Source organism: Aeromonas sp. MR7, from assembly GCF_963899385.1.
In the GTDB taxonomy this organism is placed as follows: domain Bacteria; phylum Pseudomonadota; class Gammaproteobacteria; order Enterobacterales; family Aeromonadaceae; genus Aeromonas; species Aeromonas bestiarum.
Genome location: NZ_CAWQXH010000043.1, coordinates 242,206 through 266,276, shown reverse-complemented (window position 1 = coordinate 266,276; position 24,071 = coordinate 242,206). Strand labels below are relative to the sequence as shown.

At 60.2% G+C, this 24,071-nt stretch carries 29 protein-coding genes and 1 other RNA gene; 14 read left to right on the top strand and 16 right to left on the bottom strand.

What is annotated here, in order from left to right:
- The first annotated feature begins 5 nt into the window (after positions 1-5).
- Genes hpf through npr form a run of 4 tightly spaced genes read left to right on the top strand, consistent with a single transcriptional unit; the run spans position 6 to position 1,944 of the window.
- Positions 6-293 (top strand): ribosome hibernation promoting factor, encoded by a 288-nt coding sequence (gene hpf / locus AACW87_RS17365; protein ID WP_005305957.1) that lies wholly within the window; start codon positions 6-8, stop codon positions 291-293.
- 2 nt (positions 294-295) lie between these two features.
- Positions 296-742, top strand: coding sequence for a PTS IIA-like nitrogen regulatory protein PtsN (ptsN, locus tag AACW87_RS17360; RefSeq protein ID WP_241325649.1), 447 nt, complete (start codon positions 296-298; stop codon positions 740-742).
- Positions 743-784: 42 nt separating this feature from the next.
- On the top strand, positions 785-1,651 hold the full coding sequence (gene rapZ / locus AACW87_RS17355) for an RNase adapter RapZ (RefSeq protein ID WP_103472043.1): 867 nt from the start codon (positions 785-787) through the stop codon (positions 1,649-1,651).
- A 20-nt stretch (positions 1,652-1,671) separates the two neighbouring features.
- Entirely contained in the window at positions 1,672-1,944 is a 273-nt protein-coding gene (npr, locus tag AACW87_RS17350) for a PTS phosphocarrier protein NPr (RefSeq protein WP_005314403.1), read from the top strand.
- Between the two features lie 18 nt (positions 1,945-1,962).
- Here npr and AACW87_RS17345 read toward each other — a convergent pair whose 3' ends face one another.
- The 12 genes from AACW87_RS17345 to AACW87_RS17290 form a co-directional block, all read right to left on the bottom strand.
- Positions 1,963-3,867: a BglG family transcription antiterminator gene (locus AACW87_RS17345; RefSeq protein ID WP_241325648.1), complete on the bottom strand. Its 1,905-nt coding sequence runs from the start codon at positions 3,865-3,867 to the stop codon at positions 1,963-1,965.
- A gap of 103 nt (positions 3,868-3,970) precedes the next feature.
- Positions 3,971-4,711 (bottom strand): 2-dehydro-3-deoxy-phosphogluconate aldolase, encoded by a 741-nt coding sequence (dagF, locus tag AACW87_RS17340; RefSeq protein ID WP_241325647.1) that lies wholly within the window; start codon positions 4,709-4,711, stop codon positions 3,971-3,973.
- On the bottom strand, positions 4,711-5,826 hold the full coding sequence (locus tag AACW87_RS17335) for a DgaE family pyridoxal phosphate-dependent ammonia lyase (protein WP_241325646.1): 1,116 nt from the start codon (positions 5,824-5,826) through the stop codon (positions 4,711-4,713). Before AACW87_RS17335 ends, dagF begins: the two co-directional genes overlap by 1 nt.
- Complete coding sequence (locus AACW87_RS17330) at positions 5,810-6,949, bottom strand: amidohydrolase/deacetylase family metallohydrolase (protein ID WP_241325645.1); 1,140 nt, start codon at positions 6,947-6,949, stop codon at positions 5,810-5,812. Before AACW87_RS17330 ends, AACW87_RS17335 begins: the two co-directional genes overlap by 17 nt.
- A gap of 42 nt (positions 6,950-6,991) precedes the next feature.
- Positions 6,992-7,642, bottom strand: coding sequence for a DUF4310 family protein (locus tag AACW87_RS17325; RefSeq protein WP_043554310.1), 651 nt, complete (start codon positions 7,640-7,642; stop codon positions 6,992-6,994).
- Positions 7,643-7,653: 11 nt separating this feature from the next.
- Positions 7,654-8,430, bottom strand: coding sequence for a DUF4311 domain-containing protein (locus tag AACW87_RS17320; protein WP_043554311.1), 777 nt, complete (start codon positions 8,428-8,430; stop codon positions 7,654-7,656).
- A 40-nt stretch (positions 8,431-8,470) separates the two neighbouring features.
- Complete coding sequence (locus AACW87_RS17315; protein WP_103472048.1) at positions 8,471-8,767, bottom strand: DUF4312 family protein; 297 nt, start codon at positions 8,765-8,767, stop codon at positions 8,471-8,473.
- Positions 8,767-9,132 carry a glycine-rich SFCGS family protein gene (locus AACW87_RS17310; protein WP_042039079.1) on the bottom strand — a complete coding sequence of 122 codons (366 nt, stop codon included), beginning with the start codon at positions 9,130-9,132 and terminating at the stop codon, positions 8,767-8,769. The genes AACW87_RS17315 and AACW87_RS17310 overlap by 1 nt, the downstream gene beginning before the upstream one ends.
- Positions 9,133-9,495 carry a transcriptional regulator gene (locus tag AACW87_RS17305; RefSeq protein ID WP_043139978.1) on the bottom strand — a complete coding sequence of 121 codons (363 nt, stop codon included), beginning with the start codon at positions 9,493-9,495 and terminating at the stop codon, positions 9,133-9,135. It lies immediately after the preceding gene.
- Positions 9,496-9,812: 317 nt separating this feature from the next.
- Positions 9,813-10,952: an outer membrane-stress sensor serine endopeptidase DegS gene (degS, locus tag AACW87_RS17300; RefSeq protein ID WP_043139974.1), complete on the bottom strand. Its 1,140-nt coding sequence runs from the start codon at positions 10,950-10,952 to the stop codon at positions 9,813-9,815.
- Positions 10,953-11,041: 89 nt separating this feature from the next.
- Positions 11,042-12,403: a Do family serine endopeptidase gene (locus AACW87_RS17295; protein WP_042867873.1), complete on the bottom strand. Its 1,362-nt coding sequence runs from the start codon at positions 12,401-12,403 to the stop codon at positions 11,042-11,044.
- An 81-nt stretch (positions 12,404-12,484) separates the two neighbouring features.
- Complete coding sequence (locus AACW87_RS17290) at positions 12,485-12,865, bottom strand: YhcB family protein (RefSeq protein WP_042867875.1); 381 nt, start codon at positions 12,863-12,865, stop codon at positions 12,485-12,487.
- A gap of 140 nt (positions 12,866-13,005) precedes the next feature.
- Here AACW87_RS17290 and zapE point away from each other — a divergent pair, with 140 nt between their 5' ends.
- The 8 genes from zapE to AACW87_RS17250 all read left to right on the top strand — a co-directional run bounded on the left by zapE (position 13,006) and on the right by AACW87_RS17250 (position 19,179).
- A complete protein-coding gene (zapE, locus tag AACW87_RS17285; protein WP_241325644.1) occupies positions 13,006-14,100 on the top strand; it encodes a cell division protein ZapE in 1,095 nt (364 codons plus the stop codon).
- A 266-nt stretch (positions 14,101-14,366) separates the two neighbouring features.
- Positions 14,367-14,795: a 50S ribosomal protein L13 gene (gene rplM / locus AACW87_RS17280; RefSeq protein ID WP_042039071.1), complete on the top strand. Its 429-nt coding sequence runs from the start codon at positions 14,367-14,369 to the stop codon at positions 14,793-14,795.
- 15 nt (positions 14,796-14,810) lie between these two features.
- Positions 14,811-15,203, top strand: coding sequence for a 30S ribosomal protein S9 (gene rpsI, locus AACW87_RS17275; RefSeq protein ID WP_042019610.1), 393 nt, complete (start codon positions 14,811-14,813; stop codon positions 15,201-15,203).
- 295 nt (positions 15,204-15,498) lie between these two features.
- Positions 15,499-16,089 (top strand): ubiquinol-cytochrome c reductase iron-sulfur subunit, encoded by a 591-nt coding sequence (gene petA, locus AACW87_RS17270; protein ID WP_005305890.1) that lies wholly within the window; start codon positions 15,499-15,501, stop codon positions 16,087-16,089.
- A gap of 2 nt (positions 16,090-16,091) precedes the next feature.
- On the top strand, positions 16,092-17,309 hold the full coding sequence (locus AACW87_RS17265; RefSeq protein WP_042867879.1) for a cytochrome b: 1,218 nt from the start codon (positions 16,092-16,094) through the stop codon (positions 17,307-17,309).
- On the top strand, positions 17,306-18,040 hold the full coding sequence (locus AACW87_RS17260) for a cytochrome c1 (protein ID WP_065402434.1): 735 nt from the start codon (positions 17,306-17,308) through the stop codon (positions 18,038-18,040). The genes AACW87_RS17265 and AACW87_RS17260 overlap by 4 nt, the downstream gene beginning before the upstream one ends.
- A gap of 87 nt (positions 18,041-18,127) precedes the next feature.
- Entirely contained in the window at positions 18,128-18,757 is a 630-nt protein-coding gene (gene sspA / locus AACW87_RS17255; RefSeq protein WP_011707594.1) for a stringent starvation protein SspA, read from the top strand.
- Positions 18,754-19,179 carry a ClpXP protease specificity-enhancing factor gene (locus AACW87_RS17250; protein ID WP_043554320.1) on the top strand — a complete coding sequence of 142 codons (426 nt, stop codon included), beginning with the start codon at positions 18,754-18,756 and terminating at the stop codon, positions 19,177-19,179. The genes sspA and AACW87_RS17250 overlap by 4 nt, the downstream gene beginning before the upstream one ends.
- 47 nt (positions 19,180-19,226) lie before the next feature.
- On the opposite strand, the gene dolP is transcribed toward AACW87_RS17250, so the two are convergent.
- The 4 genes from dolP to AACW87_RS17230 are packed head-to-tail and all read right to left on the bottom strand — an operon-like array spanning position 19,227 to position 22,510.
- A complete protein-coding gene (dolP, locus tag AACW87_RS17245; protein ID WP_042867884.1) occupies positions 19,227-19,805 on the bottom strand; it encodes a division/outer membrane stress-associated lipid-binding lipoprotein in 579 nt (192 codons plus the stop codon).
- A gap of 4 nt (positions 19,806-19,809) precedes the next feature.
- The gene (locus tag AACW87_RS17240) at positions 19,810-20,400 is read right to left on the bottom strand and encodes a D-sedoheptulose-7-phosphate isomerase (protein ID WP_005305871.1); all 591 of its coding nucleotides are present in this window, start codon (positions 20,398-20,400) and stop codon (positions 19,810-19,812) included.
- A 9-nt stretch (positions 20,401-20,409) separates the two neighbouring features.
- On the bottom strand, positions 20,410-20,802 hold the full coding sequence (locus AACW87_RS17235; protein ID WP_241325643.1) for a YraN family protein: 393 nt from the start codon (positions 20,800-20,802) through the stop codon (positions 20,410-20,412).
- Positions 20,723-22,510 (bottom strand): penicillin-binding protein activator, encoded by a 1,788-nt coding sequence (locus AACW87_RS17230; protein WP_241325642.1) that lies wholly within the window; start codon positions 22,508-22,510, stop codon positions 20,723-20,725. The genes AACW87_RS17235 and AACW87_RS17230 overlap by 80 nt, the downstream gene beginning before the upstream one ends.
- Before the next feature lie 199 nt (positions 22,511-22,709).
- Here AACW87_RS17230 and rsmI point away from each other — a divergent pair, with 199 nt between their 5' ends.
- On the top strand, positions 22,710-23,543 hold the full coding sequence (rsmI, locus tag AACW87_RS17225; RefSeq protein ID WP_241325641.1) for a 16S rRNA (cytidine(1402)-2'-O)-methyltransferase: 834 nt from the start codon (positions 22,710-22,712) through the stop codon (positions 23,541-23,543).
- Positions 23,544-23,604: 61 nt separating this feature from the next.
- Positions 23,605-23,990: RNase P RNA component class A (gene rnpB / locus AACW87_RS17220), an RNA gene on the top strand.
- Positions 23,991-24,071 lie beyond the last annotated feature (81 nt).

The following is a 24,071-nucleotide window of genomic DNA, read 5'->3' as shown; positions in this document are numbered from 1 at the left end:
ACGTTATGCAAATTAACCTGACCGGACACCATGTCGAGATCACCGAAGCTCTGCGTGATTATGTGAACAACAAATTTGCCAAACTCGAGCGTCACTTTGACCACATCAACAATGTTCATGTGGTGTTGAGCGTAGAAAAACTGAACCAGATCGCCGAAGCCAAGCTGCATGTCAGCGGTGGCGAGGTGTTCGCCAATTCACAGCATGCCGACATGTATGCTGCGATTGATACCCTGCTGGACAAGCTGGATCGGCAGATCATCAAGCACAAAGATAAGTTAAATCAAAAATAACTATGCAACTTGAACACATACTGAGTCGGGACTGCACCAAAAGTGCGGTCCCTTGTACCAGCAAGAAACGCGCCCTTGAGATCATCAGTGAATTAGCCGCTGAGCGCCTGGGGACCTCTCGTCAGGCGTTATTCGAGTGCCTGCTGGCCCGAGAAAAGATGGGCAGTACCGGTATCGGTGCCGGTATCGCCATTCCCCACGGCCGGATCGGTGACGAGTTTCCGCCGACCGCCATCCTGATGACCTTCGCAGAGCCAATCCCCTTCGAATCCATCGACAATCAACCGGTTGACCTGCTCTTTGCCCTGCTGGTGCCGGAAAGCGAGTGCAAGCAGCACCTCAAGACCCTTTCCCTGATGGCATCCAAACTGGGTGACAAGGCGGTTTGCCGCCAGTTGCGCCAGGCAACCAGCGATGAAGATCTCTATCAGATCATGACCTCGGCCTGAGATGCAGGCCCCCGTCATGACCCCAAGCGGTGAGGGAACAAGATGCAATTAATAGTGGTAAGTGGGCGCTCCGGCTCGGGCAAGACAGTTGCCCTGCGTGTGCTGGAGGATCTCGGTTATTACTGCGTGGATAACCTGCCGGTCAACCTGCTGCCCCAGTTGATCGTGTCGGTCGAGAGCCAGTATGACAAGCTGGCGGTCAGCATAGACGTGCGCAACCTGCCGGTGAGCCCGGACAAGCTGGAAACCCTGCTGGCCCAGGTGCGCAACGAGGGTCGGGTCGAATTTTCCAGCTTCTTCTTCGATGCGGAAAACTCCACCCTGCTCAAGCGCTACGGCGAGAGCCGCCGGCTGCATCCCCTGTCGCGCAAACAGCTGTCGCTGGATGAGGCAATCCGGGAAGAGACCCACCTGCTGGCACCGCTCTCCTCGACTGCCGACCTGCGGATCGACACCACCAACCTCAGCATTCACGACCTGAGCGAGCTCATCAAGACCCGGGTGCTCGGCAAGAAAGAGAACGAGCTGGTGCTGGTGTTCGAGTCGTTCGGCTTCAAGTACGGCATCCCCAAGGACGCCGACTTCGTGTTCGATGCCCGCTTCCTGCCCAATCCGCACTGGATCCCCGAACTCAAGCCCTTTACCGGCAAGGACGAGCCTGTGGCCCGCTATCTCTCCAGCCAGCCGGACGTGATGCAGTTCATCCTGCAGATTGAGAACATGCTGGCGACCTGGCTGCCGCATCTGGAGCGCAACAATCGCAGTTATGTGACTGTGGGGATAGGTTGCACCGGTGGTCAGCACAGATCCGTGTTCATCGCAGAACAGCTGGCCAGCGCATTCCGGCTGCAGGGCAAGAACGTCCAGATCCGCCACCGCACCCTCGACAAGAGTGCGCCGCAATATTGATGGACCAATAGGGAGATCAGATGACCGTCTCAGCCTCGGTGGAAGTCAAAAACAAACTGGGTATGCATGCCAGACCGGCCATGATGCTGTTCGAACTGGTGCAGGGCTTCGACGCCCACGTGCTGCTGCGCAACGAGGATGGCATAGAGGCCGATGCGGACAGCGTGATCGGCCTGTTGATGCTGGATTCCGCTCAGGGCAAGCAGGTGGAAGTCCAGGTGGAGGGCCCCGAAGAAGTGGAGGCGCTGGCTGCCGTGGTGGCACTGTTCACCTCCGGCTTCAACGAGGAGTGACCCACTCCCCGCCCTGGTTCAGGAACCGGTGCGCGCCAGCCCCTTGAAGCTGGCAAAATCCCGACAAGCCAGCAAATTTTTGCTGGCTTTTTCGTTCATCAGCGCCAGAAACAGGTCGTAGAGCCCCATCGCCTCTTCGTAGTCCGCCTTGCTGATGGCCAGCACGAAGATGAGGGTGGCCGTCTCGCCATTGCCCCAGTCGATCCCCTGTGGTGCCAGTACTGTATAGACCAGGGTGCGCCGTGCCAGCAGGCCGAGGGAGTGGGGCAGGGCTATGCCTTCCCCCAGCAGGGTGGAGACGATGCGCTCCCGCTCGTGCAACGAGCTTCTGAATCCGCTCTCCACCCGATCTTCGGCCTCCAGCTGATCGCAGATCCGGGCAAACAACTGGCTCTGGCTGAGTGGCTCACTCACCACCATGAAGTGGTCGGCATCGAAGTATTTGTCGATCAGGTAGGGGCGGGTGCGGTCGATCAGCACCAGCTTGCCGAGCTGCTCCAACTGATACTGGGTCGGGAAGGGGGCGACTTGCACCACAGGCGCGTTCTTCTCGGCCACCTTGACGGTGCTGATGACGAAGTCCTGCTCGATCCGCGCCAATCCCTCGTAATCTCGCACCGACTCCAGCGTCGTCAGCTGGAGCTGGGGATATTCGCGCTTGATGCGCGCCTCCAGCACCCGGAAGGTGGCGTTGCCGGCGTCGCACAGCAGCAGCGCCTGGGGGCGACGGGTATAGCCGATGTCATAGTGGCGCTCCAGCCCGACTCCGATATGGATTACCAGATAACCTATCTCGTGATGGGTCAGCCGGTAGGGAGTCTGCCTGATCCACTCAGAGATGGCCGCCAGCGTGATGTCGTAGGCGAGGGGATAGTACTGCTTGATGTGATCCGCCAGCGGATTGTGGCTGCCAATCTGGTATTTGACCCGCAGCAGCATGGCGCTGATGTGGGTCTGCAGATCCGCCTGCAGCTGCAGATCGCCGCGCAGATCATAGGGGTAGTGCTGCTGGATATAGGCGAGCAGATGCTCGACCAGCTGCTCGCTCTCGGCGGCCATGGCCGGGCTGAGCCTGGGCGTGTCGGCGGTGAGGCGGGCCTGGATCTGGATGGCGAGGCAGGCGATCTCCTCCGCTCCCGGCGGTGTCAGGGTCGGCAGCTCGGCGTAGATGTCGCGGGCCACTGCGGCCAGAGTCTGGGTGATGTCGTCGCTGGCAAACTGGCGCAGCTCGTGGCCGGCCGCCTGGCGCAGCAGGGCGACGGCGCAGTAGATGGCGAGCTGCTGCAGGCTCTCGTCGGCGAGGCGCAGCTGGTGATGGCCGAGCTGGGCATGGATGTGATTGCCCACTACCTCCAGCGTCTTGCTGGGGCAAAGGTTGGGCAGCAGGCTCTGCAACTGGTTGTTGTGGATCAGCTCCTGATAGAGCAGCTGGGTGAGGCAGGCCCGGATCGCCGTCTCGCTCCCCTGGATGCGCATGCCCAGCCGTGGCTTGCTGTCGATGAGCAAGCCGAAGTGGGCGAGTCGCTCCCGCACCTCCGCCATGTCTCCCTGCAGCGCCGCCCGGCTCAGATACCAGGTATCCGCCAGCTCGTCGAGCTTGATCCCCTGTTCCGCCGTCAGCAGCAGGATCTGCAGGTGCAGCACCCGCTCGCGGCTGGTTCGGGGCAGGCAGCTCTCCTGCTCCTGGGCCGCCAGCAACTCGTCAAACAGCCCCTGATTGTAAATCTTGAGCTGGTAGCCGCTGCCGCGCTGGTGGATCAGGTGGGCGCCGTGGGTGGCGATAAGCTCATTGAGGGTCGCCACGTCGGTGCGTACCGTGCGGGTGGAGACATTGAGGCGGCGAGCCAGCTCCTCCTGCGGCAGCGGTTCGGCATGGAGCTGGGTCAGCAGTTGATGGAGTCTGGGGTGGGGCAGCTTGGTCATGAGAGGGGACGGGACTCCTGTCGCGAAATAAAGGGTCGATGTTAACAAGCGACTCATTAACAAGCCAGGCACCGGCCAGTGATCGGACCGGTGCCATCTTTCGTCACGCCAACAGTCGTTTCACAGTGGCGAGCAGGGTACGCACGTCCTCGGGACGGGTCTGACCGCTCGCGCTGTCGATGATGGAGCTGTAGACGTGGGGGATCACCTTCTCGACACCGGCGTCCAGCGCGATGCGGACTATCTCCTCGAAGTTCTCCAGATCTATGCCACCTGTGGGTTCCAGCCAGAAGCCGTGACGGGCACAGGCTTCAGCGACCGCCTGATACTCGTCACAGCAGGTGAGGCCGCCCATGGGGAAGAACTTGACCGAGCTGCCGCCCATGTCCTTGAGCAGGGCAATAGCGGTGTCGATAGGCACAATCCCGTCCGGCTGCCCGGCACTGAGGGGCCCGGTGGATATCTTCACCATGCCGGGGGTGCCGGTGGGGGAGATAAGGCCATTGACCAAGCTGTGGGGCTGGCCCAGCAGCGCCCGGCTGGCACCGACCCCGGTGAACACCTGATTGACGTGCTGGGGCTGCAGCTGGCGAGCCAGTTCGGCCACCATGGCGGACTGGCGTGGATCGCCCGCCCCCAGCCCGATGGAGAGGGCGTTGTCGATAAGGGCCGAGTACTCCTTCATATCGGCGACCGCAGAGGGCACATCCGGATAGTTTTTGGAGAGCACGCCGACCAGCACATGGCCTTCAGCTGCGTCGTATACCGCGACGGCATTATCTTTGGAACCTGCCAGTACGTTGAGGCAGACACGGTCACGGTAGTAGTTGGGAATTAAGGACATCAACGATTCTCCTGTACTAGGTTGGCAATGGCGGCATGGATCTGGTCGAGCTGGGGGGCGGTGACGCTGCGCACGTCGATCTCGATATGCCCTTCGTTGGCCTTGTAGCCACGGCAGTAGATGGCAGGCGTGCCCTGCTGCAGGCGGGTGACGACCTGCACAGTCGTCATGCCGATGCTGGCATGGTCGAAGGCGATGTCGGTGCGGGCTATGTCGCGCCCCGCGCTGTCCCACACCACTTTCGCGCTGACGCCTGGCAACTGGTTGAGGTGCTCGATGAAGGGGCTCATCTTGGCCACCATGGCGGCACCGCTCTCCTTCTCTTTTTCCAGATAGCGCTCGATGGCGTGGGTCAGGCCAAGGATCCCTTCCTTGCCCACCTTCATGGCGCGGCCTATGCCGTTGGCCTGCTGCTTGACCCACTCCACATACTGGCGTTTGCCGAGCACCAACCCGCTGGTGGGGCCTTCGATGGCCTTGGCGCCGCTGTAGATGACCAGATCCGCCCCCTGGTTGTAATAGAGACGCAGATCCTCTTCGGCCGCCGCATCGACGATGAGCGGCAGCTGGTGGGCTTTGGCCACCTCGGCCGCCTCGGCCACCGACAGAATGCTCTTCTGCACGCAGTGGTGGGACTTGATGTAGAGAATGGCAGCTGTGTTGGCATTGATGGCGGCAGCCAGCTGGGCGGGGGAACACTCGTTGGCATAGCCGGCCTCCACCACCTTGCCGCCCCCCAGATTGACCATGGTGCCGACCGGCGCGCCGAAGTTGACGTTGTGCCCCTTGGGCAGCACGATTTCGCTCGGCACGTCATGGCGATGGGCATGCAGCTGCTCCAGCCGGTAAGGGTCGCCACGCACTATCACGGCGGCCACCGACTGGGCTATGCCGGCGCTGGCGCAGGAGACCACCACAGCATCTTCCACATCCAGCAAGCCTGCCAGGTAGGCCCCCGTCTTGTTGACCAGATCCTTCACCTCGAAGTAGTGGCCCAGGCCGAAGTTGACCGCATCGACCACCTCCTGCTCGGGGGTGGAAACGCCGAGAATGGTCATGCGCCCGGAGGCGTTGATCACGGGTTTGAGCTGATATTTCTCATAAACAGAAGGCATGGTGTGATTTCCCATAGTGAGTCAGAACCAGGTCACCGCCCACCAGGGCGGCGAGGGGAAGCAGTTGCAGGTCGCCGCTGCGCGATTGCGCCTCGGTATCCATGAACAGGGTCGGGCCGCTGGCCAGTTCGAACAGGGTCAGATCGGCATCCGCACCCACCTCGAGTCGTCCCTTGCCGGTCAGGCGCAGCGCATCGGCGGCCTGGTCGGTGACGCAGGCGAGCACCTGTTCCAGCGTCATGCCGATGGCGAGAAACTTGGACATCACGTGAGCCAGGCTGTAGACGGGTCCCTTGATGCGGTTCTTGCAGTAGATGTCCGAGCTGATGGTGTGGGGCAGTATCCCCTGGCGGATGGCAAGCTCCGCCACCTCGAAGCTGAAGCTGGCGCCGCCGTGGCCTATGTCGAGCAAAAGGCCCCGTTTCATCGCCTCCCGCACCGCGACCCGCAGCTCGCCGGCCGGGGTCAGGATGCGGTTCGGTTTGCCGTTGAAGCAGTGGGTCAGCAGATCCCCTTCTCCCAGCAGGGCGACTATCTCGTCCAGATCCGGCGGCGTGTTGCCCACGTGCACCATCAGCGGCAGCTGGCCATGGACCTGCTGCAATGCCTTGGCCATGCGCAGCGGCTGCAGGCCGTTCTCACCCACCACGCTGCTGCTCATGCGTGCCTTGATGCCGACGACAAAGCCGGGGTGGCGGGCAATGGCTGCAGAGGCGAGCGCCATGTCCAGATCCCGGCTGTCCGCCAGCTCGTTCTGGCGCAGCAGGCCGATGCGGGAGATGTTGAGCAGGGCGTGCACCCGGGTCTTGCAGCCCGAAGCTAGGCGCTGGAACGCATCCACGTCGTCGGCGCCTGTGCTGCCCGCGTCTATGACTGTGGTGACGCCGGACTCGACGCCCACCTTGTTCGGTTCATCCTGATAGATGGGGGAGGCGGGGTAGCAGTGGGTGTGACCGTCGATCCAGCCCGCGCTCACATGCACCCTGCCCGCCAGATCCAGGGTTTGCTTCGCCTCGGCGGACTCTGGTAGTGCACCCAGCGCCGCTATCTTGCCGTCCTGGATGGCGATGTCGATGAGCTGGCCATTTCCCTGGCGTCCCGCTCTGATGATCATGTCATGCATGGTAATGACCTCGAAGAGGCCGCCCCACCGGGCGGCGGGGGCTTATGCAAGGGCGATCGGGAAGAAGGTACCGAGCAGCATGGCACCCAGGATGGCGCCGCCTGTGATGGGCTTGTTCCACACGTAGAACAGCAGTGCACCCAGCAGGGAACCCAGCCCTATGGGGATGGAGGCCCCCATGGCGGAGAGGATGATGAGGGGGCCGAGGAAGCGGCCAGAGCTGTTGCCAGCGCCCATCATCACATCCGCCCCGTAGGTGGAGTTGCTCTGGTTGATGGTGAACTTGCGCGCCAGGATGATGATGCCGCCGATGGCGACCCCTATGGTCATGCCGGTCGCCAGCGAGGCACCGAAGTTCTCCACCGGGTAGAGAATGCCGGCACCCAGCAGCAGGGCAGGCACGCCCAGGCCGACTCCGGTCTGAATGGCGCCGCCTATGTCCAGGATCCCCACCAGTGAGCCTTCTATGATGCGGGCAAACAGGAAGCTGGCACCGAAGGCCGCCACAGCGCCGTAGGCCCCTGTGTCCATGCCGGCTTTCAACATGGCGACGAAGGCCACCTCGTTGAAGGCGCCGACCCCGTACAGGTAGTACATGTGGGTCCCGGCAAAGACGCCGGCCGAGAGCAGGCCGACGAAGATGGGGAAGGACCAGTCGGCGTACCAGAAGTTGTTTCTCAGTTTCTCATCCATGTGGTGGCCCCTTATTTGCCGCTAAGCAGGTTATGGACGTTCTCCAGCCACAGGGGAATGCCCATATGGAAGGATTCAATCAGTTTCATGTCGAAGCCGCGGAAGAATCCGCTCAGCACGAACAGCAGCACTATGGCGGCCATCATCACGCGAGTGACGTGGTTCCAGCCGCTCTCTTCCACCCCCTTGCCGATCAGGATGCCGAGCACCAGACCCGGTACCGCGTTGCCCATGATGAGCTGTGCCAGACCGCCGAAGATGGTGGCCCAGAAGCCGGATTTCTTGCCCGCCTCTATGGCCGCCAGCCAGAAGATCACCGGCATGACGGTGTTGACCAAGAGGTTTGCAGCCGGCACCAGCACCTTGACGGCGGTGACCTGCAGGGCTTCCGGCACAGCGGCGGCCGTGCTGTTGAGGAAAGCGACGACGATGGCGCCTATGATGCCGCCGGCGATGGCCATCTTCTTGGGATCGTGCAGGGTGGTGGCGAGATCCCGGTTCTTGACCAGCAGTGCGGCCGTGGCCCAGTGCGGAATGATGCGGTGATCCACGTCCTGGGTGAAGGCACCGGCCGCCACGGTCGAGGCCCAGGCGTTGAAGAAGAAGCCGAGGCCGAACGAGAAGTGGGAGGCGGGATCCCCTTCGCAGGAGTTGAGCTCGCCCAGGGTACGGAAGGCGCCCATGCCCTGTACGGTTGGCGCGTGGAACATGCGTGCCGCGCCAGCCCCCACCCCGACGCCCACCAGGCCGCCGACGATGAGTGACTTGATAAATATGATTAGAAACATCCAGGGTATCCTTCTTGTGAGGGGATGCCAGCGGGTGGCGTCACACCAGGGTGAACGTTACTTGCTCGGCGTCCAGGCTGGTGACCTTGACCGTTATCTCCAGCTGGACGCGGAACTCGCGGCGCTGGCGCGGCAGGAAGAAGAACAGGAACTTCTCCACCCGGACCGACTCTTCGGCCTTGAGCACCTGCACCTCGACCGGTTCGATCCGCAGCATCACGCGCGGGTTGTCCTTGAGCAGGCTGGGCTGCACCTGGCTGAGGGCGGCGGCGAACGCCTGCTGGCGGGTCGCCCCCTTGCCGTTGACTATGACCTGGGTGGTGAAGTTCTCTTTCATCAGACGCGTCCGTGCTTCTTGGCGAAGGCCTCGACCAGCTTCTGGCCCAGCTCTTCCTTGTCCATGAAGCCGAAGCCCAGCACCACGCAGCCGTCATTGATGGCGGTGACACCCTCCTCGACGGAGCGCATGCCGTAACGGCACTTGTAGCCGTACTTGGTCTGGGCCGTGATGGCACCGGCGCCGCCGCTGCCGCAGAAGGAGATGCCGAGATCAGCTTGTTCCTTGTTCATCACATCACCGAGCTTCATGTCGGCGGCCATGCCAGGGATCACGGTCACGCTGGCGCCGGCGGTTTCTGCCCCGGCCCCCACTTTCTGACCCTTGCCGAGACGATCTCCAATCACGAGTTTGATGGCTGACATTTAGATATCTCCTTTGAGTGAGCTGAGTTCGTTTTCTTTGGCGACTTCGAAATGGACGGACAAGAGGTGAGCCTCTTCATAGGCCAGCTTGTCCAGCCAGGCGACGACCTGTTCGGCCAGTCGCAGGGAGAGGGGGGAGATCTCCTCGAACAGGCTGAGGTCGACCTCCGGCAGGGATTCGCCGCTATGGGAGCGCCACACCATGGCCTTGACGTGGGAGGCCAGCATCTGTGTCTGCACCTCGTTGGGACGAATGCCCTGCTCGCCGAGCAGGGAGTGGATGCGTGCCAGGACTAGGTCGGTCTTGCGCAGCAACGCCGGGCTGTCCGGAGTCAGGTTCTGGTCATGAGTCTCTGTTTGCAATGTCTGCTCTCCAAGGCTGGCAGAAGGGATGGCTTTACCCTAAGCCCGCAGGGGCGTGCAGAGGAGGCAGCGTTTTTCCGATTCGAAGCGGAAATTCCCGCGCGCCTGAGCTGAAAACTGTGATTTTTGTGCGTTGGAGGGGGAAAGGGCACTTATTGGGGCCGACTTAGTGTGATCGATGGCGCACTTGGCCCGCGGGACTGACCCGGCAAGGCTTGGTGCAAACTGTGAGTCGCCTCACGGATGGCAAGGAAAATAGGAGGGTATTGAGATGACAAAGGGCGGTATCCCGCCCTTGTGATGGAGAGAGCCGGGCGTCAGCTGGCGGCAGCGGCGCTCGCGCTGGCATTGCCCTTGTTCTGCTGCTTTTGCTGGTAGCGTAGGTCTTCTTCTATGGTGACTTGCACCTCCAGTGGCTTGCCATCGCGAAACACCGAGATGGTGAGCTTGGTGCCGGGGCGGCTCTCGACGATCTTGTCCATGGCGGAGCGCACGCCACTGATGGCTTCCCCGTTGATCTTGAGCAGCACATCGCCTCGCGTCAGCCCGCCCCTGGCCGCCGGGCCGTTGGGATCCAGGCTCTCGATCACCAGGCCGCGCAGATCGCCCAGGTTCATCATGCGGGCCACTATGGGGTTGATCTCGACGCTGGAGATGCCGAGGTAGCCTCGGATGACCCGGCCATTGGCGATCAGCTCGTCCATGATCCGCTTGGCCAGCTTGTAGGGGATGGCGAAGCTGATGCCGTAGCTCTCCTGATTGCCGTTGAGGTGATAGGCGGCCGTATTGATGCCGACCAGGTCACCGCGGGCGTTGACCAGGGCGCCACCCGAGTTGCCCTCGTTGATGGCGGCATCGGTCTGCAGCAGATCCTGTCGGCCGTTGCTGTCCGGCCCCATGCTGGAGAGGCCGATCCGGCCGGTGGCACTGATGATGCCCTGGGTGATGGTCTGGCCGACGTTGTAGGGGTTGCCGATGGCGAGCACCACGTCCCCCACATCCGGCAGCCGCTCGGGATCCTGCGGGATCACCGGCAGGTTGTCCGATTCTATGTAGAGCACCGCCAGATCGGTCAGCTGATCGGTGCCGACCAGCTCGGCACTGAACACGCGGCCATCCTGCAGCGCGACTATGATCTGGTCCGCATCGGCGATGACATGGTAGTTGGTCAGCACATGGCCACGCTGGCTCATGATGACGCCGGAACCCAGCCCCTGCGGCCTGAGTTCGGCCTGGTTGCCCTGATTGCGGGCGAAGCTGCGGGTATAGATGTTGACGACGGCAGGGCCGGCGCGATGGGCGGCGTAGGAGAAGCTCAGCTCGCGGGCATTGGTGATGATGCCGGGCAGCTGGGCACCGCCACGGAAATCGGGAAACAGCAGCAACAGGAGAGCCGCCACGGTTAAACCGAAGCCGACAGACTTGCCCAAGTAACTGATCAAAGGTGGGATTTTCATGTCATTCTCATCCGTACATGCAGCGCGCAGAGAATAACACTATCGGTGGATAAAAATCACCCGCGGCGAGGGCCGCGGGTGTGAGGGCGTTAACGTATCACTAGGTAGAGGGAAGACTCCCCGCGCTGTATGTTCAGTGCCAGCACCTCGGGCTTGTTCTTGAGCGCCTTGGTCAGCTCGTCCAGCGAGTTGATGCGCAGGCGGTTGACTCCGATGATGATGTCGCCTTTCTGCAAGCCGGAGGCGGCGGCAGGGGAACGCGGATCTATATCGGAGACGGCCACGCCGGTGACCGGTTCGGCCGTGGTGCTGAGCTTGGCCCCTTCCAGTGCCGGGTGCAGCACGCTGGCGAGGATCTCGCTGTCATCCGCCTTCTTCAGGATGACCTTGACGGTCTGCTCCTTGCCATCGCGGATGAGGCCCAGGGCAACCTGCTTGTCGGCCCCCATGGTCGCTATCTTGGCGCGCAACTCACCGAACGAGCGGATGGCCTTGCCATCTATGCTGATGATGATGTCGCCCGCCTTGATGCCGGCCTTGGCGGCGGCGGAGTCGGGCATGACCTGGTTGACGAAGGCACCATCCTTCTTGTTGTAGCCGAAGGTCTTGGCGATCTCTGAGGTCAGCTCGGTCCCCGTGATCCCCAGCTGGCCACGGCGTACTTCACCGTATTTGACGATCTGTTCAGACAGATCGCGCACCATGTTGGACGGAATGGCGAAGCCGATACCGATGTTGCCACCGTTCGGGCCCAGGATGGCGGTGTTGATGCCGATCAGCTCACCGCGCAGGTTGAGCAGGGCGCCACCCGAGTTGCCGGAGTTGATGGCCGCATCGGTCTGGATGAAGTTTTCCAGATTTTCGATGTTGAGACCGCTGCGGCCGAGCGCACTGACGATGCCGGAGGTGACTGTCTGGCCCAGGCCAAACGGGTTGCCGATGGCCAGCGCATAGTCGCCGACTCGCAGTTCGTCCGAATCGGCAAACTTGATCTGGACCAGATCCTCGGCCTTGATTTGCAGCAGCGCTATGTCGGACTGCTTGTCTTCACCTATCTTCTTGGCCGCATATTCACGACCATCTTTCAGATTGACCTTGATCTCGTCCGCCTCGTGCACGACGTGGGCGTTGGTGATCACGTAGCCCTTCTTGGCATCTATGATGACGCCTGAGCCCAGCGCCTGGAAGGGCTGCTCGCTCACCTGCTCGTCAGGCATGTTGGGGCCGAAGAAGAAGCGGAATTGTTCCGGCAGACGCTGGCGGGTAATTTTTTTGCCAGAGACGGAAATATTGACCACGGCAGGCGTGACCTGTTCGAGAACCGGCGCCAGGCTCGGCATCTCCTGGTTGTTCGCCAGCAAGGAGGGCAGTGCAGCTTGCACAGGGGCCGCTGACATGGCGATACCGACACTGAGGGCTAACACACTGAACACAGAAAGAGGTTTACGCATATGAAAAACAGCTCCCAGAAAAAGTTGCAATGCAATCGTCAAGGTCTGACCACGATACAGCGCAATTAGTTCCGCAAGGAACTAACTGGACTGCTTGAGCAGACCGGAGGCGCCGGCATAGTCACGGGGGGGGATACCCGGTTCTTCATTGGCCGGTGCATCGTTGCTCTCGTCGAGCAGCGCTTCGCGGAACAGTGGCTCCTGTGCCTTGGCCAGGAATTTGCTCTGCTCTGCCATGTGGCGATAGAGGGTCTGATACTGCTCGGCCAGCTGCTCCATCAGGGCGGCGCTGTCGGCGAAGTGGGTATTGATCTGGCCCTGGTAGCTTTCCAGCTCCGTGTGCGCTTTTTTCAGCTCTTGTTCCAGACGTCCGGCATCCCGGCTGCGCACCGTGAAGCGACCGATGATGATACCGATAATCAAGGCGGCGACAGCCAGCAGGATCCCGTTTAACAGACTCATAGATGCTCCTTGTTACAGCTAAATCAATGTGTGTTGATGCGGCCCGGATGACCGCTACGCCTTGATGGCACTATACCGTGCACCCCGAGAGCGTGATACCATTTTGTCCTTCATTCAGGGACTTGGAGGCGGTTGACAGGATGACCCCGCAGCAAAAATATCAGCAGGATTTGCAGCGCCCCGGCTTTGTGGCAGACCAGGCTCAGGCGATGGCCGTGACCCGCCTGGAGCGACTCTATCAGGATTTGTGCCAAAGCCCGACTCCGACCAGATCCCGCGGCCTGCTGGGCTGGTTGCAAAAGCCCAAGGCCAAGGAACCCGTCCTCGGGCTATATATGTGGGGCGGAGTGGGCAGAGGCAAGACCTGGCTGATGGATACTTTTTTCGAGAGCCTGCCGGGGACGCGAGAACTGCGGATCCACTTCCACCGTTTCATGCACAGGGTGCACGACGAACTCAAGGGGCTGACCGGCCAGGCCGATCCGCTCAAGCTCATCGCCAGCAAGCTCGCCAGCGAGATAGACGTCATCTGCTTCGATGAGTTTTTTGTCTCCGACATCACGGATGCCATGCTGCTGGGTACCTTGTTCCAGGAGTTGTTTGGTCACGGCGTGGTACTGGTTGCCACCTCGAACATACCGCCACAGGATCTTTATCGAAATGGCCTGCAGCGCGCCCGTTTTCTGCCAGCCATCGCATTGATCGAGCGTCATTGCGAGATACTTAATGTGGATGGCGGGATCGACTATCGCTTGCGGACCCTGGAGCAGGCTGAGATTTATCACTCTCCGCTGGATCAGCAGGCAAAAGCGAATCTGGATCGTTATTTTCAACAGTTAACCGGGCTGGAAGAGGCTCGGGTGGGCAGTGTCGAGATCAACCATCGTCAATTGGCGTCGCTGGGGATGGGGGAAGGGGTGCTCTACATGGAGTTCGAGCAACTTTGTTGCACTCCTCGCTCACAGAGCGACTACATAGAGCTGGCCCGACTGTTTCACACCGTGCTGCTGGCCAATGTGCAACCCATGGGGGCGGGCACGGATGACGCGGCTCGCCGCTTCATCGCCATGGTGGACGAGTTCTATGAACGGCACGTCAAACTCATCATGTCGGCGGCAGTCCCCATGACAGAACTCTACGGGGACGGGCTGCTGAATTTCGAATTCAAACGTTGTCTTTCACGGCTTCAGGAAATGCAATCGCACGAATACCTTGCCAGAGTGCACCTTCCTTAGTCACAATACCGCGCCTGCCAGTCGGATGGGCATCTGCGGCAGGTAGGGCCGGGCGACATTTGCTAGCTTCATGGCAGTGAAATTAGCAGGTGATATTTAAGGCAACTTCACTTATAATCGCCCGGCCCACGTTACAGCTGTCGATAAGACAGCAACACTTTAAGCTTTACTTGTATTCGAAGGGGTACAGGTAGGCCATCGTTTGTTGTTTGTGGGAGAGCCCCCATAAGCAATTGGGTCTGTAACAGGTAATTGGGTTTAACTTAATGAAAACTTTCGTTGCCAAGCCAGAAACCGTAAAACGTGACTGGTACATTGTGGACGCAGAAGGTAAAACTCTGGGTCGTATCGCAACCGAGATCGCTTCTCGTCTGCGTGGTAAGCACAAAGCTGAGTACACTCCGCACGTTGACACCGGTGATTACATCATCGTTGTAAATGCTGAGAAGGTACACGTAACCGGTAAGAAATTTACCGACAAAATGTACCATGCTCACTCCGGTTTCCCGGGTGGTATCAAGTCAATCAGCTTCGACAAGCTGATCAAGCGTAAACCGGAAATGGTAATCGAAGCTGCTGTCAAAGGTATGCTGCCGAAGGGTCCTCTGGGCCGTGCCATGTTCCGTAAACTGAAAGTTTACGCAGGCGCCGAGCATGCTCATGCTGCTCAGCAACCTCAAGTACTGGATATCTAATCGGGAACTGGCAACATGGCAGAAAATCAATACTACGGTACCGGCCGTCGCAAAAGCTCCACTGCTCGCGTGTTTATCAAAGCGGGTAGCGGTAAAATCATCATCAACCAGCGCTCCCTGGAGCAGTACTTTGGCCGTCCGACTGCCCGCATGGTAGTTCGTCAGCCGCTGGAACTGGTTGAGATGACCGAGAAACTGGATCTGTACATCACCGTTAACGGTGGCGGCATCTCCGGTCAAGCTGGTGCAATCCGCCACGGTATCACTCGTGCTCTGATGCAGTACGATGAAACCCTGCGTGCCGAACTGCGTAAAGCAGGCTTTGTTACTCGCGATGCCCGTAAGGTTGAGCGTAAGAAAGTCGGTCTGCACAAAGCTCGTAAGCGTCCGCAGTACTCCAAGCGTTAATTTGCTTTTGGTACGCACTCTCACGAGTGTCAAAAAAGCCTGGCCATGTGCCAGGCTTTTTTTATTGGTAATATTACCTACGCCAATGCTAACACCACGTCACAAAAGACAAATATTTGTGTATTTATTGTTTTTGCCCTTCGCTTCTCTTTCTTGTCAAGTTGTTATCTTTTCTTTAAAATTCCCTCGGTTTTTCTGTGACAATTGTAACTCCGCTTCCGCCGCTGTTGTCACGGAAGAAAGGGGAACAGGGACACAATAAGAATGTGCGGAGTCCACATGGGAGAGTTTTTGGATGAGCAATGCGCCAGTTGATACCGGTCGCCGCAGATTTCTTACCTGGTCAACGGTCGCCGTTGGTGGGGTAGGAGCTGCTTTTACCGCAGTGCCGTTTATAAAGTCATGGAACCCGAGTGCCAAAGCCAAAGCGGCGGGTGCTCCGGTAGAAGTGGATATCAGTAAGTTGGAACCAGGTCAGCTCATCCGCGTGGAGTGGCGAGGCAAGCCGGTCTGGGTGGTAAAACGTACCAAGCAGACGCTGGATGCCCTGGCCGCCCATGATGACAAGCTGCGCGACCCAGCCTCCGACGAACCCCAGCAGCCCGACTATGCCCACAATGGGTACAGGTCCATCAAGCCGGAAATCTTCGTGGCCGTCGGCATCTGCACCCATCTGGGATGCTCTCCCTCCTATCTGCCGGACAACTTCGGTGAGCAGGTTCAGGGCGTGACCTCCGGATTCTTCTGCCCGTGCCATGGCTCCAAGTTCGACATGGCTGGTCGAGTGTTCCAGGGGGTGCCTGCACCCTTGAACCTGGTCATTCCGCCGTACCAATATCTTAGCGACACCACCATCCTGGTCGGTGCCGACGGCAAGGAGGCTTGACCATGTTTGCCAAACTGATGGGCTGGATCGACTATCGCTTCCCGCTCACTGCCATGTACAACGACCATATGGCCAAGTATCCGGCGCCAAAGAACCTGAACTTCTGGTACTTCTTCGGCTCGCTGGCCATGCTGGTACTGGTCAACCAGATCATCACCGGCATCTGGCTGACCATGAACTACAACCCCTCCGCAGAAGGCGCCTTTGCCTCCGTGGAGTACATCATGCGGGATGTGGACTACGGCTGGCTGTTGCGTTACATGCACTCCACAGGCGCGTCTGCGTTCTTTGTGGTGGTGTATCTGCACATGTTCCGCGGCATGATCTACGGCTCCTACCAGAAGCCGCGCGAGCTGCTGTGGATCTTCGGCATGCTGATCTTCCTCTGCCTGATGGCCGAGGCCTTCATGGGCTACCTGCTGCCCTGGGGCCAGATGTCATTCTGGGGGGCTCAGGTCATCATCTCGCTGTTTGGCGCCATCCCGGTGATCGGCGACGATCTGACCCTGTGGATCCGTGGTGACTATGTCATCTCGGGGGCGACCCTGAACCGCTTCTTCGCGTTGCACGTCATCGCGCTGCCGCTGGTGCTGGTGATGCTGGTGGCCATGCACATACTGGCGCTGCACGAGGTGGGCTCCAACAACCCGGACGGCATCGACATCAAGAAGCACAAGGACGAGAAAGGCTGGCCGCTGGATGCGGTGGCATTCCACCCTTACTTCACTGTGAAGGACATGATCGGGGTGGCAGGCTTCCTGTTCCTATTCTGCGCTATCATCTTCTTCAAGCCGGACATGTGGGGTTACTTCCTCGAGAAGCCGAACTTTGAAGTGGCCAACGGCCTGAAGACCCCGGCGCACATAGCCCCGGTCTGGTACTTCACACCCTTCTACGCCATTTTGCGTGCGGTGCCTGACAAGCTGCTGGGCGTCATCATGATGGGTCTCTCCATCGTAGTGCTGTTCCTGTTGCCCTGGCTGGATCGCTGCAAGGTGCGCTCGGTGCGTTACCGCAGCACCCTGCACAAGCTGAACATCGCCCAGTTCGTGGTCTGCTTCGTCATTCTCGGTGTCCTCGGCGTGTTGCCATCGACCCCGACCCTGACGCTGATTGCCCAGATCTGTACCCTGGGTTATTTCGGGTTCTTCGTCCTGCTGTTCTTCTACAGCAAGAATGAAAGCACCAAGCCGCTGCCGGAGAGGGTGACATTCAAATGAAAAGAATAATTTTTGCGGTGCTGACCCTGCTGCCGGCGCTGGTATTTGCCAATACCGGTGCCGTGCATCTGGACAAGGCCAGCTATGACCTGAACGACAAGGCGTCCCTGCAGCGTGGTGCAACCACCTTCATGAACTACTGCTTTGGCTGCCACAGCACCCAGTACCAGCGTTACAACCGGGTTGCGGCAGACATAGGCATTCCGGAAGACCTGATGGCGGCCAACCTGATCGTCAACGGTGCCAAGATCGGTGATCTGATGGAGAACTCGGTTTCAGAGAAGGATGCGGCCAAGTGGTTCGGCGCGCCGCCCCCCGATCTGACCCTGGTGGCGCGGGTGCGTGGTGCAGACTGGATCTACACCTATCTGCGCTCCTTCTACGTGGACGAGACTCGTCCGTTTGGCGTGAACAACGTGGTGTTCCCGTCCGTGGGCATGCCCCACGTACTGGAACCGCTGCAAGGCACGCCGCGTGCCGAGTTTGCCACTCATACGGTTGACGGGGTGGAAACCCAGCAGGTTGTCAGTGTCAAATCTGACGGCAACGGTGAAATGAATAACGAAGAGTATGATCAGACGGTACTGGATCTGGTAAACTTCTTGGTCTACTCGGCTGAACCGGTACAACAGGAGCGCGAACGCATGGGCTTCTGGGTACTCGGATTCATCGTGATCTTCTTCATCTTCACTGTGCTGTTGAAGAAGGAATTCTGGCGCGACGTTCACTAAGCGACCAGATCCGGGTAATATAATGCACGGCAATGAAGACCAAGATGCTTCATTGCCGTTTCTGCTTTTTAATGACGGGAGGGTTCAATGGCTGTAGCTGCCAATAAGCGTTCGGTAATGACGCTGTTTTCCGGTGCCAACGATATGTTCAGCCATCAGGTGCGCATTGTCCTGGCGGAGAAGGGTGTTAGCGTAGATATTTGCCAGGTTGACCCAAGCAACCTGCCGGATGAGCTGGCCGAGCTGAACCCGTACAACACTGTACCGACTCTGGTCGATCGTGAGCTGGCACTGTACACCTCACGCATCATCATGGAGTATCTGGACGAGCGCTTCCCGCACCCGCCCCTGATGCCTGTCTACCCGGTTGCCCGTGGTAACAGCCGTCTGATGATGCATCGCATCGAGCTGGACTGGTACTCCCTGGCCGACAAGATCATGGCGGGGACTGACGTGGATGCGGCGCGTGCCGAACTGCGTGACAACCTGCTGGCCATCGCGCCCATCTTCGGTGAAATGCCTTATTTCATGAGCGAAGAGTTCGGTCTGGTCGACTGCTACATGGCCCCGCTGCTGTGGCGTCTGCCGAGCCTCGGCATCGACTTCACCGGTCGTGGTGCCAAGGAGCTGAAGGCCTACATGGTTCGTCTGTTCGAGCGTGAATCCTTCCAGGCTTCCCTGACCGAAGCCGAGCGCGAGATCCGCGCTGGCGTATGAGCATGGAACCGACAATGACACCCAGTCGCCCGTATCTGTTGCGGGCGTTCTTTGACTGGTTGCTGGATAACGAGCTGACCCCGCATCTGGTGGTCAACGTCAACATCCCTCATGTGATGGTGCCGATGCAGTTTGTCCAGGATGGACAAATCGTGTTGAACATAGCGCCGCGTGCGGTGGGACAGTTCCACATGGACAATGAAGCCATCAGCTTCAGTGCCCGTTTTGGTGGTGTCTCCCAGCAGGTCTATATCCCGATGGCGGCCGTGCTGGCCATTCATGCCCGGGAAAACGGCGTGGGTACGCTGTTCCCGCCCGAGCCGGGTTATGACCTCTGGCTGGAGCAGGCCGAAGCACCCGTGGAGCCCGAGCCGGAACCACCGCGTCCGACCGGTCGTCCGACGCTGAAAGTCATCAAATAAAAACGCAGCCAGTTGGCTGCGTTTTTTTATGGCGGTTTGTTCATCGCTCAGTTCTGGGCGAACTCGAAAGCCTTGATGACGCGCTTCACGCCGCTGACGTGGCGGGCTATCTCGACGGCCTGATCCCCTTCCTGGCGAGTGACCAAGCCAATCAGGAACACCTCGCCATTCTCGGTGACCACCTTGACCTTGGCGCTGTCGAAGTTCTTGGCTCCCAGCATGTCCGCCCGGACCTTGGAGGTGATCCAGGAGTCATTGCTGCGAACCCCTATGCTGACCGGCTGGCCGAGGCGCAGCTCGTTGTAGACGTGGCGCACCCCTTCGATCCGGGCAACGACCTTGCCCGCCTCGAGTTTGTAGGCGTCAGAAGGTGTCTGACCGACCAGCAACACGCGGCCGTTGTTGCTGTAAACGCTGATCTTGCTGGCCGCGCTCAGCGGCTTGTTGTCGGCCAGCAAGTTGGCCGCTTTCAGCTCTATGGCCTGATCGTCCCACTGGGCACCCAGGGTGCGGCGATCGCCGGAAGCCTTGGCAGTACCGGCGGCACCGCCCACCACCACGGCCGCGCAGCCTTGCAGCAGCAGGGTGCCGGCCAGCAGGCCGAGCAGGAGAGTTTGTTTCTTCATGGTTTCAATCTTCCTGTTGCGGGAAAAGAGTCTGGTCGATGAGATCACACAGGCAGTGCAGGGTCAACAGGTTCACTTCCAGAATGCGGGGGCGACGGGCGGATGGCACCCGGATCTCCACATCGTTGGGACCGAGCAGGCCGGCGATCTCGCCACCGTCACCGCCGCCGAGCACCACTATGGTCATGTCGCGGGAGAGGGCGGCTTCGGCCGCCTTGATCAGGCTGCGGCTGTTGCCCGTGGTGGTGATGACCACCAGGATGTCGCCGGGTTGACCCAGCGCCCGGATCTGCTTGGCATACACCTCCTCGAAGCCATGGTCGGTGGCGATGGCGCTGATGGTGGCCATGTCGGGGGTCAGTGCCATGCCGGGCAGGGAGGGGCGCTCTGTCTCGTAGCAGTTGACCAGCTCGGAGATGAACAGCTGGGCCAGCGCCGCAGAAGGACCATTACCGCATGCCATCACCTTGTGGCCATTGAGCAGACAGATGGTCAGCATCTGGGCCGCAGTATGGATAGCGTCCGGCAGCGCCTCGGCGGCGGCAATCTTGGTCTGGATGCTTTCGGTGTAGTTCTCTTTGATGCGGTCAGTCATAGGGTCCTCTTAAAATGCGTTCTGGATCCAGTCTGGCTGGTCGCCCTCGAACGCAATCACATCGAATCGGCAGGCCTGGCTGGCCTCGTTGATGGCATGTTGCTTGAAATAGTGGCGCGCTGCCAGCACGATCTTGTGCTGCTTGCGCCGGGTGACCGAGCTGGCTGCTCCGCCATGGCAGGTGTTGGCGCGGTAGCGGACCTCAACAAACACCAGGGTTTCCCCCTGGCGCATGATGAGATCGATTTCGCCACCCCGACAGCGGTAGTTGCGGGTCACGGGTTGCAGGCCGCGGGCCTGCAACCAGCGCTCCGCTACCTGCTCAAAGTGCTGTCCCTTGCTCGTCGGTGACGGGAACAGGTTCTGCCACTGCTGGCTCATCCGTGCCAATAGACCCTTCATGGGGGGCTCCCTCGAGCTGGGGCATGGCACTGTCGCTGACCAGCTTGCCATTCTGGTAGGTGGCCCAGTCCAGTACCCGCACTATGTTGCCGCCGGCGTCCACGCTCAGCTGGCCGCTCATGCCCGGTTGCTGCATGGCATTGACCTTGCGCATCTGCTGCAGGTTTTCCGCCAGGCTGACGGCATCGTAGCCGAGTGCGAACAGGCGCAGCAGGTCACCCTGGGTCTGTGGCCAGAGCAGGGCGATCTGCTCCCGTTGCTTCTCGTAGCCACCCAGCAGCAGCGGCATGTCGGAGATGTGCATGCCATTGAGCTCGGAGGCGACCTCGGTGGTGGCGCTGTCGTAGCTGCGCGAGCTGCTGTAGATCGGCAGGCTGCCCATGGGATTGACCGAGATGTCCACATAGGGCTTGATCATCCGGGTTTCCAGGCTGTTGGCGACCACATAGACCACATCTATGCTGCGCGGAGCGGCGGCTGAGAGTTGCACCACTTCCCCGGCCCGGGCGGTCGAGCGGCCGCTCAGGGCATTCTTGACCATCCCCTGCACCTCGTTGCGGGCACCGAAGGTGGCAACGACCGGTTTGTCCTGGCTCACTGTGGCCCATGCCTGCTCGAATGCCTTGATGCTGCTGTAGCCAATCCGCCCCTGGGCTGCGATCAGCAAGGGCTTGCGATAACCCTGACCGTAGAGATATTGCGCGGCCTGGGTCGCGTCGGCGGCAGCCGAGAGGGAGAAGTAGAAGGTGTTGTCATTGACGATCGGCTTGTCCAGCTCGTTCAGTGCCAGCACGGGCACGCTCGGATTGGACTTGAGCAGCTCCTCGACCCTGTCCTTGAGCAGAGGGCCTATGATCATGTTGGCCCCTTCCTGAATGGCCTGCTTGTAGAGCTCGCCCATCGCCTTGGCCTGGGTGTCGTAGAAGTTGAGGGTGAATTGGCCCTGATTCTCCTTGTAAGACATCAACATGCCGTTGCGGATAGCGGCGCCCTGAGGCTCCAGGTTGCCGGAGAGCGGCAGGAACACGGCGATCTGCTGCAGGGTATTGAGGTTGCTGGTAGCGAGATCACCCAGGCCCGCCGGCATGTCTTTCTGGGCCGGGTGGTTCGGGAAGGCCTGCTTCCAGCCTGCCAGCTGGCGGGCCAGCTGATTGGGCTGGGCACCGAACTCGTTCACCAGCGCCGCCAGTCGCAGCCAGCCGGTGGTCACATCGGGGGCCGGGGCCTCTTCCAGCGCCTGCAGGGTGGACGGGGTCATGCTTTTGAGCAGCGACCAGATCTGCTGATGGTTGGTCGCCAGCTCATTCTGGGCCAGATAGGGCTCCAGCAGGATCAACGACTTGGCGGCACCAAACTTGTTGTTGATGTCCAGTTGCAGCACTACCCGCTGGCGATACCAGTCCTTCTGGGTATCGGCATCCAGCGCCACCGCCGGCTTGCCCTCCAGCAGGATCAGCGCCTGGTTGGCGTTGCCCTGGGCGAGCAACAGATGTGCCTGCAACAGTTGCAGCTGTGCCTTCTGCTCCGTGCTCTGGGCCTGCTTCTGCAATTGCTGGTACAGGGCCGAGGCCGGTTTGGCCTGGCCGAGCGCCAGATAGCTGCGCGCCGCCATCACCTGCCAGGTGAAGGCTTCGGCCGGTTTGGCCGGGTCCACCTGCTCCAGATACCACTGGGCATTCTTGGTCAGATTGGAGAACGCAGACGGCATGCCTGGTTGCCCGGAAGGTTGGTTGGGCTCCGACGCACAGGCGGCGAGCAGTACTGCCGCGAGTAGGATGCCGAAGAGTCGTGATACACTTAGCTGCTTTGTAACCCGGTTCAAGTTCATTCCCCGACCAGTGTTGAAGTTCTCCATAGTGTAAACGGGCCAATATGGCGACACAATTGTCGGGACACGCGGAGATCCCATGAGTGACATCCCAACCCTGTATATAGTCCCCACTCCGATCGGTAATCTGGCGGACATCACCCAGCGTGCATTGGACATTTTACGCAGTGTCGATCTGGTGGCTGCCGAGGATACGCGTCATACCGGTATCCTGCTCAGCCACTACCAAATCTCGGTGCCGACCTTCGCGCTGCACGATCACAACGAGCAGCAGAAAGCCGATGTGCTGATCGGCAGGATCAAGGAGGGCAAGAACGTCGCCCTGGTCTCTGATGCCGGCACCCCGCTCATCAGCGACCCTGGTTACCACTTGGTCACCCGCTGTCGTGAGGCTGGGGTCAAGGTGGTGCCGCTGCCCGGTCCCTGTGCCGCCATCACGGCGTTGAGCGCCGCCGGTTTGCCGACTGACCGGTTTGCCTTCGAAGGATTCCTGCCCGCGAAAACCAAGGGCCGTGACGATCGGCTGCAGGCGGTGATTGAAGATACCCGTTCGCTGGTGTTTTACGAATCCCCACGCCGGGTGCAGGATACGGTAGAAGCGATCGCTCGCATCCTGGGGGAGCGTCAGGTGGTGGTATGCCGTGAGCTGACCAAGACCTTCGAGTCCATCCATGGTCTGCCCGCCTCAGAGATGCTGACCTGGCTCGGTCAGGACGATAACCGCTGCCGTGGCGAAATCGTGCTGGTGGTCGCCGGTGCCAGCAAGGTAGATGAAGAGCTGCCCGCTGAGGCGATCCGCACCCTGGGGCTGCTGGTGGCCGAATTGCCGCTGAAGAAAGCGGCAGCGCTCACCGCCGAGATCCATGGCATCAAGAAGAATGCCCTCTACAAATACGGTCTCGAGCACTATTAATCTGGGGAAAGGCCAATTGCAGGTTTACCCGGGGCGCTGGACAAGGCTATAATCCGCGCCCGGAGTCGGCTGGGCAATCGCTGCTTCGTCGTTGTGTCCCTCGGGACAGACGGGCGGAGGGGAGGAAAGTCCGGGCTTCATAGGGCAGGGTGCCAGGTAACGCCTGGGAGGCGTGAGCCTACGACCAGTGCAACAGAGAGCAAACCGCCGATGGCCCGCAAGGGATCAGGTAAGGGTGAAAGGGTGCGGTAAGAGCGCACCGCGCGACTGGCAACAGTTCGTGGCACGGTAAACTCCACCCGAAGCAAGACCAAATAGGCCCCTATTGGCGCGGCCCGCGTTGGGGGCGGGTAGGTTGCTTGAGTCAGTGAGCGATTGCTGGCCTAGAGGAATGATTGCTACCGGGGCAACCCGGAACAGAACCCGGCTTACAGGCCGACTCCGACCTATTCAAGGTATGCAAGTACCTTAAAATCCCGGCACCTTCTGGTGCCGGGATTTTTATTTTTGGGTTGCCAGACTGTCTCG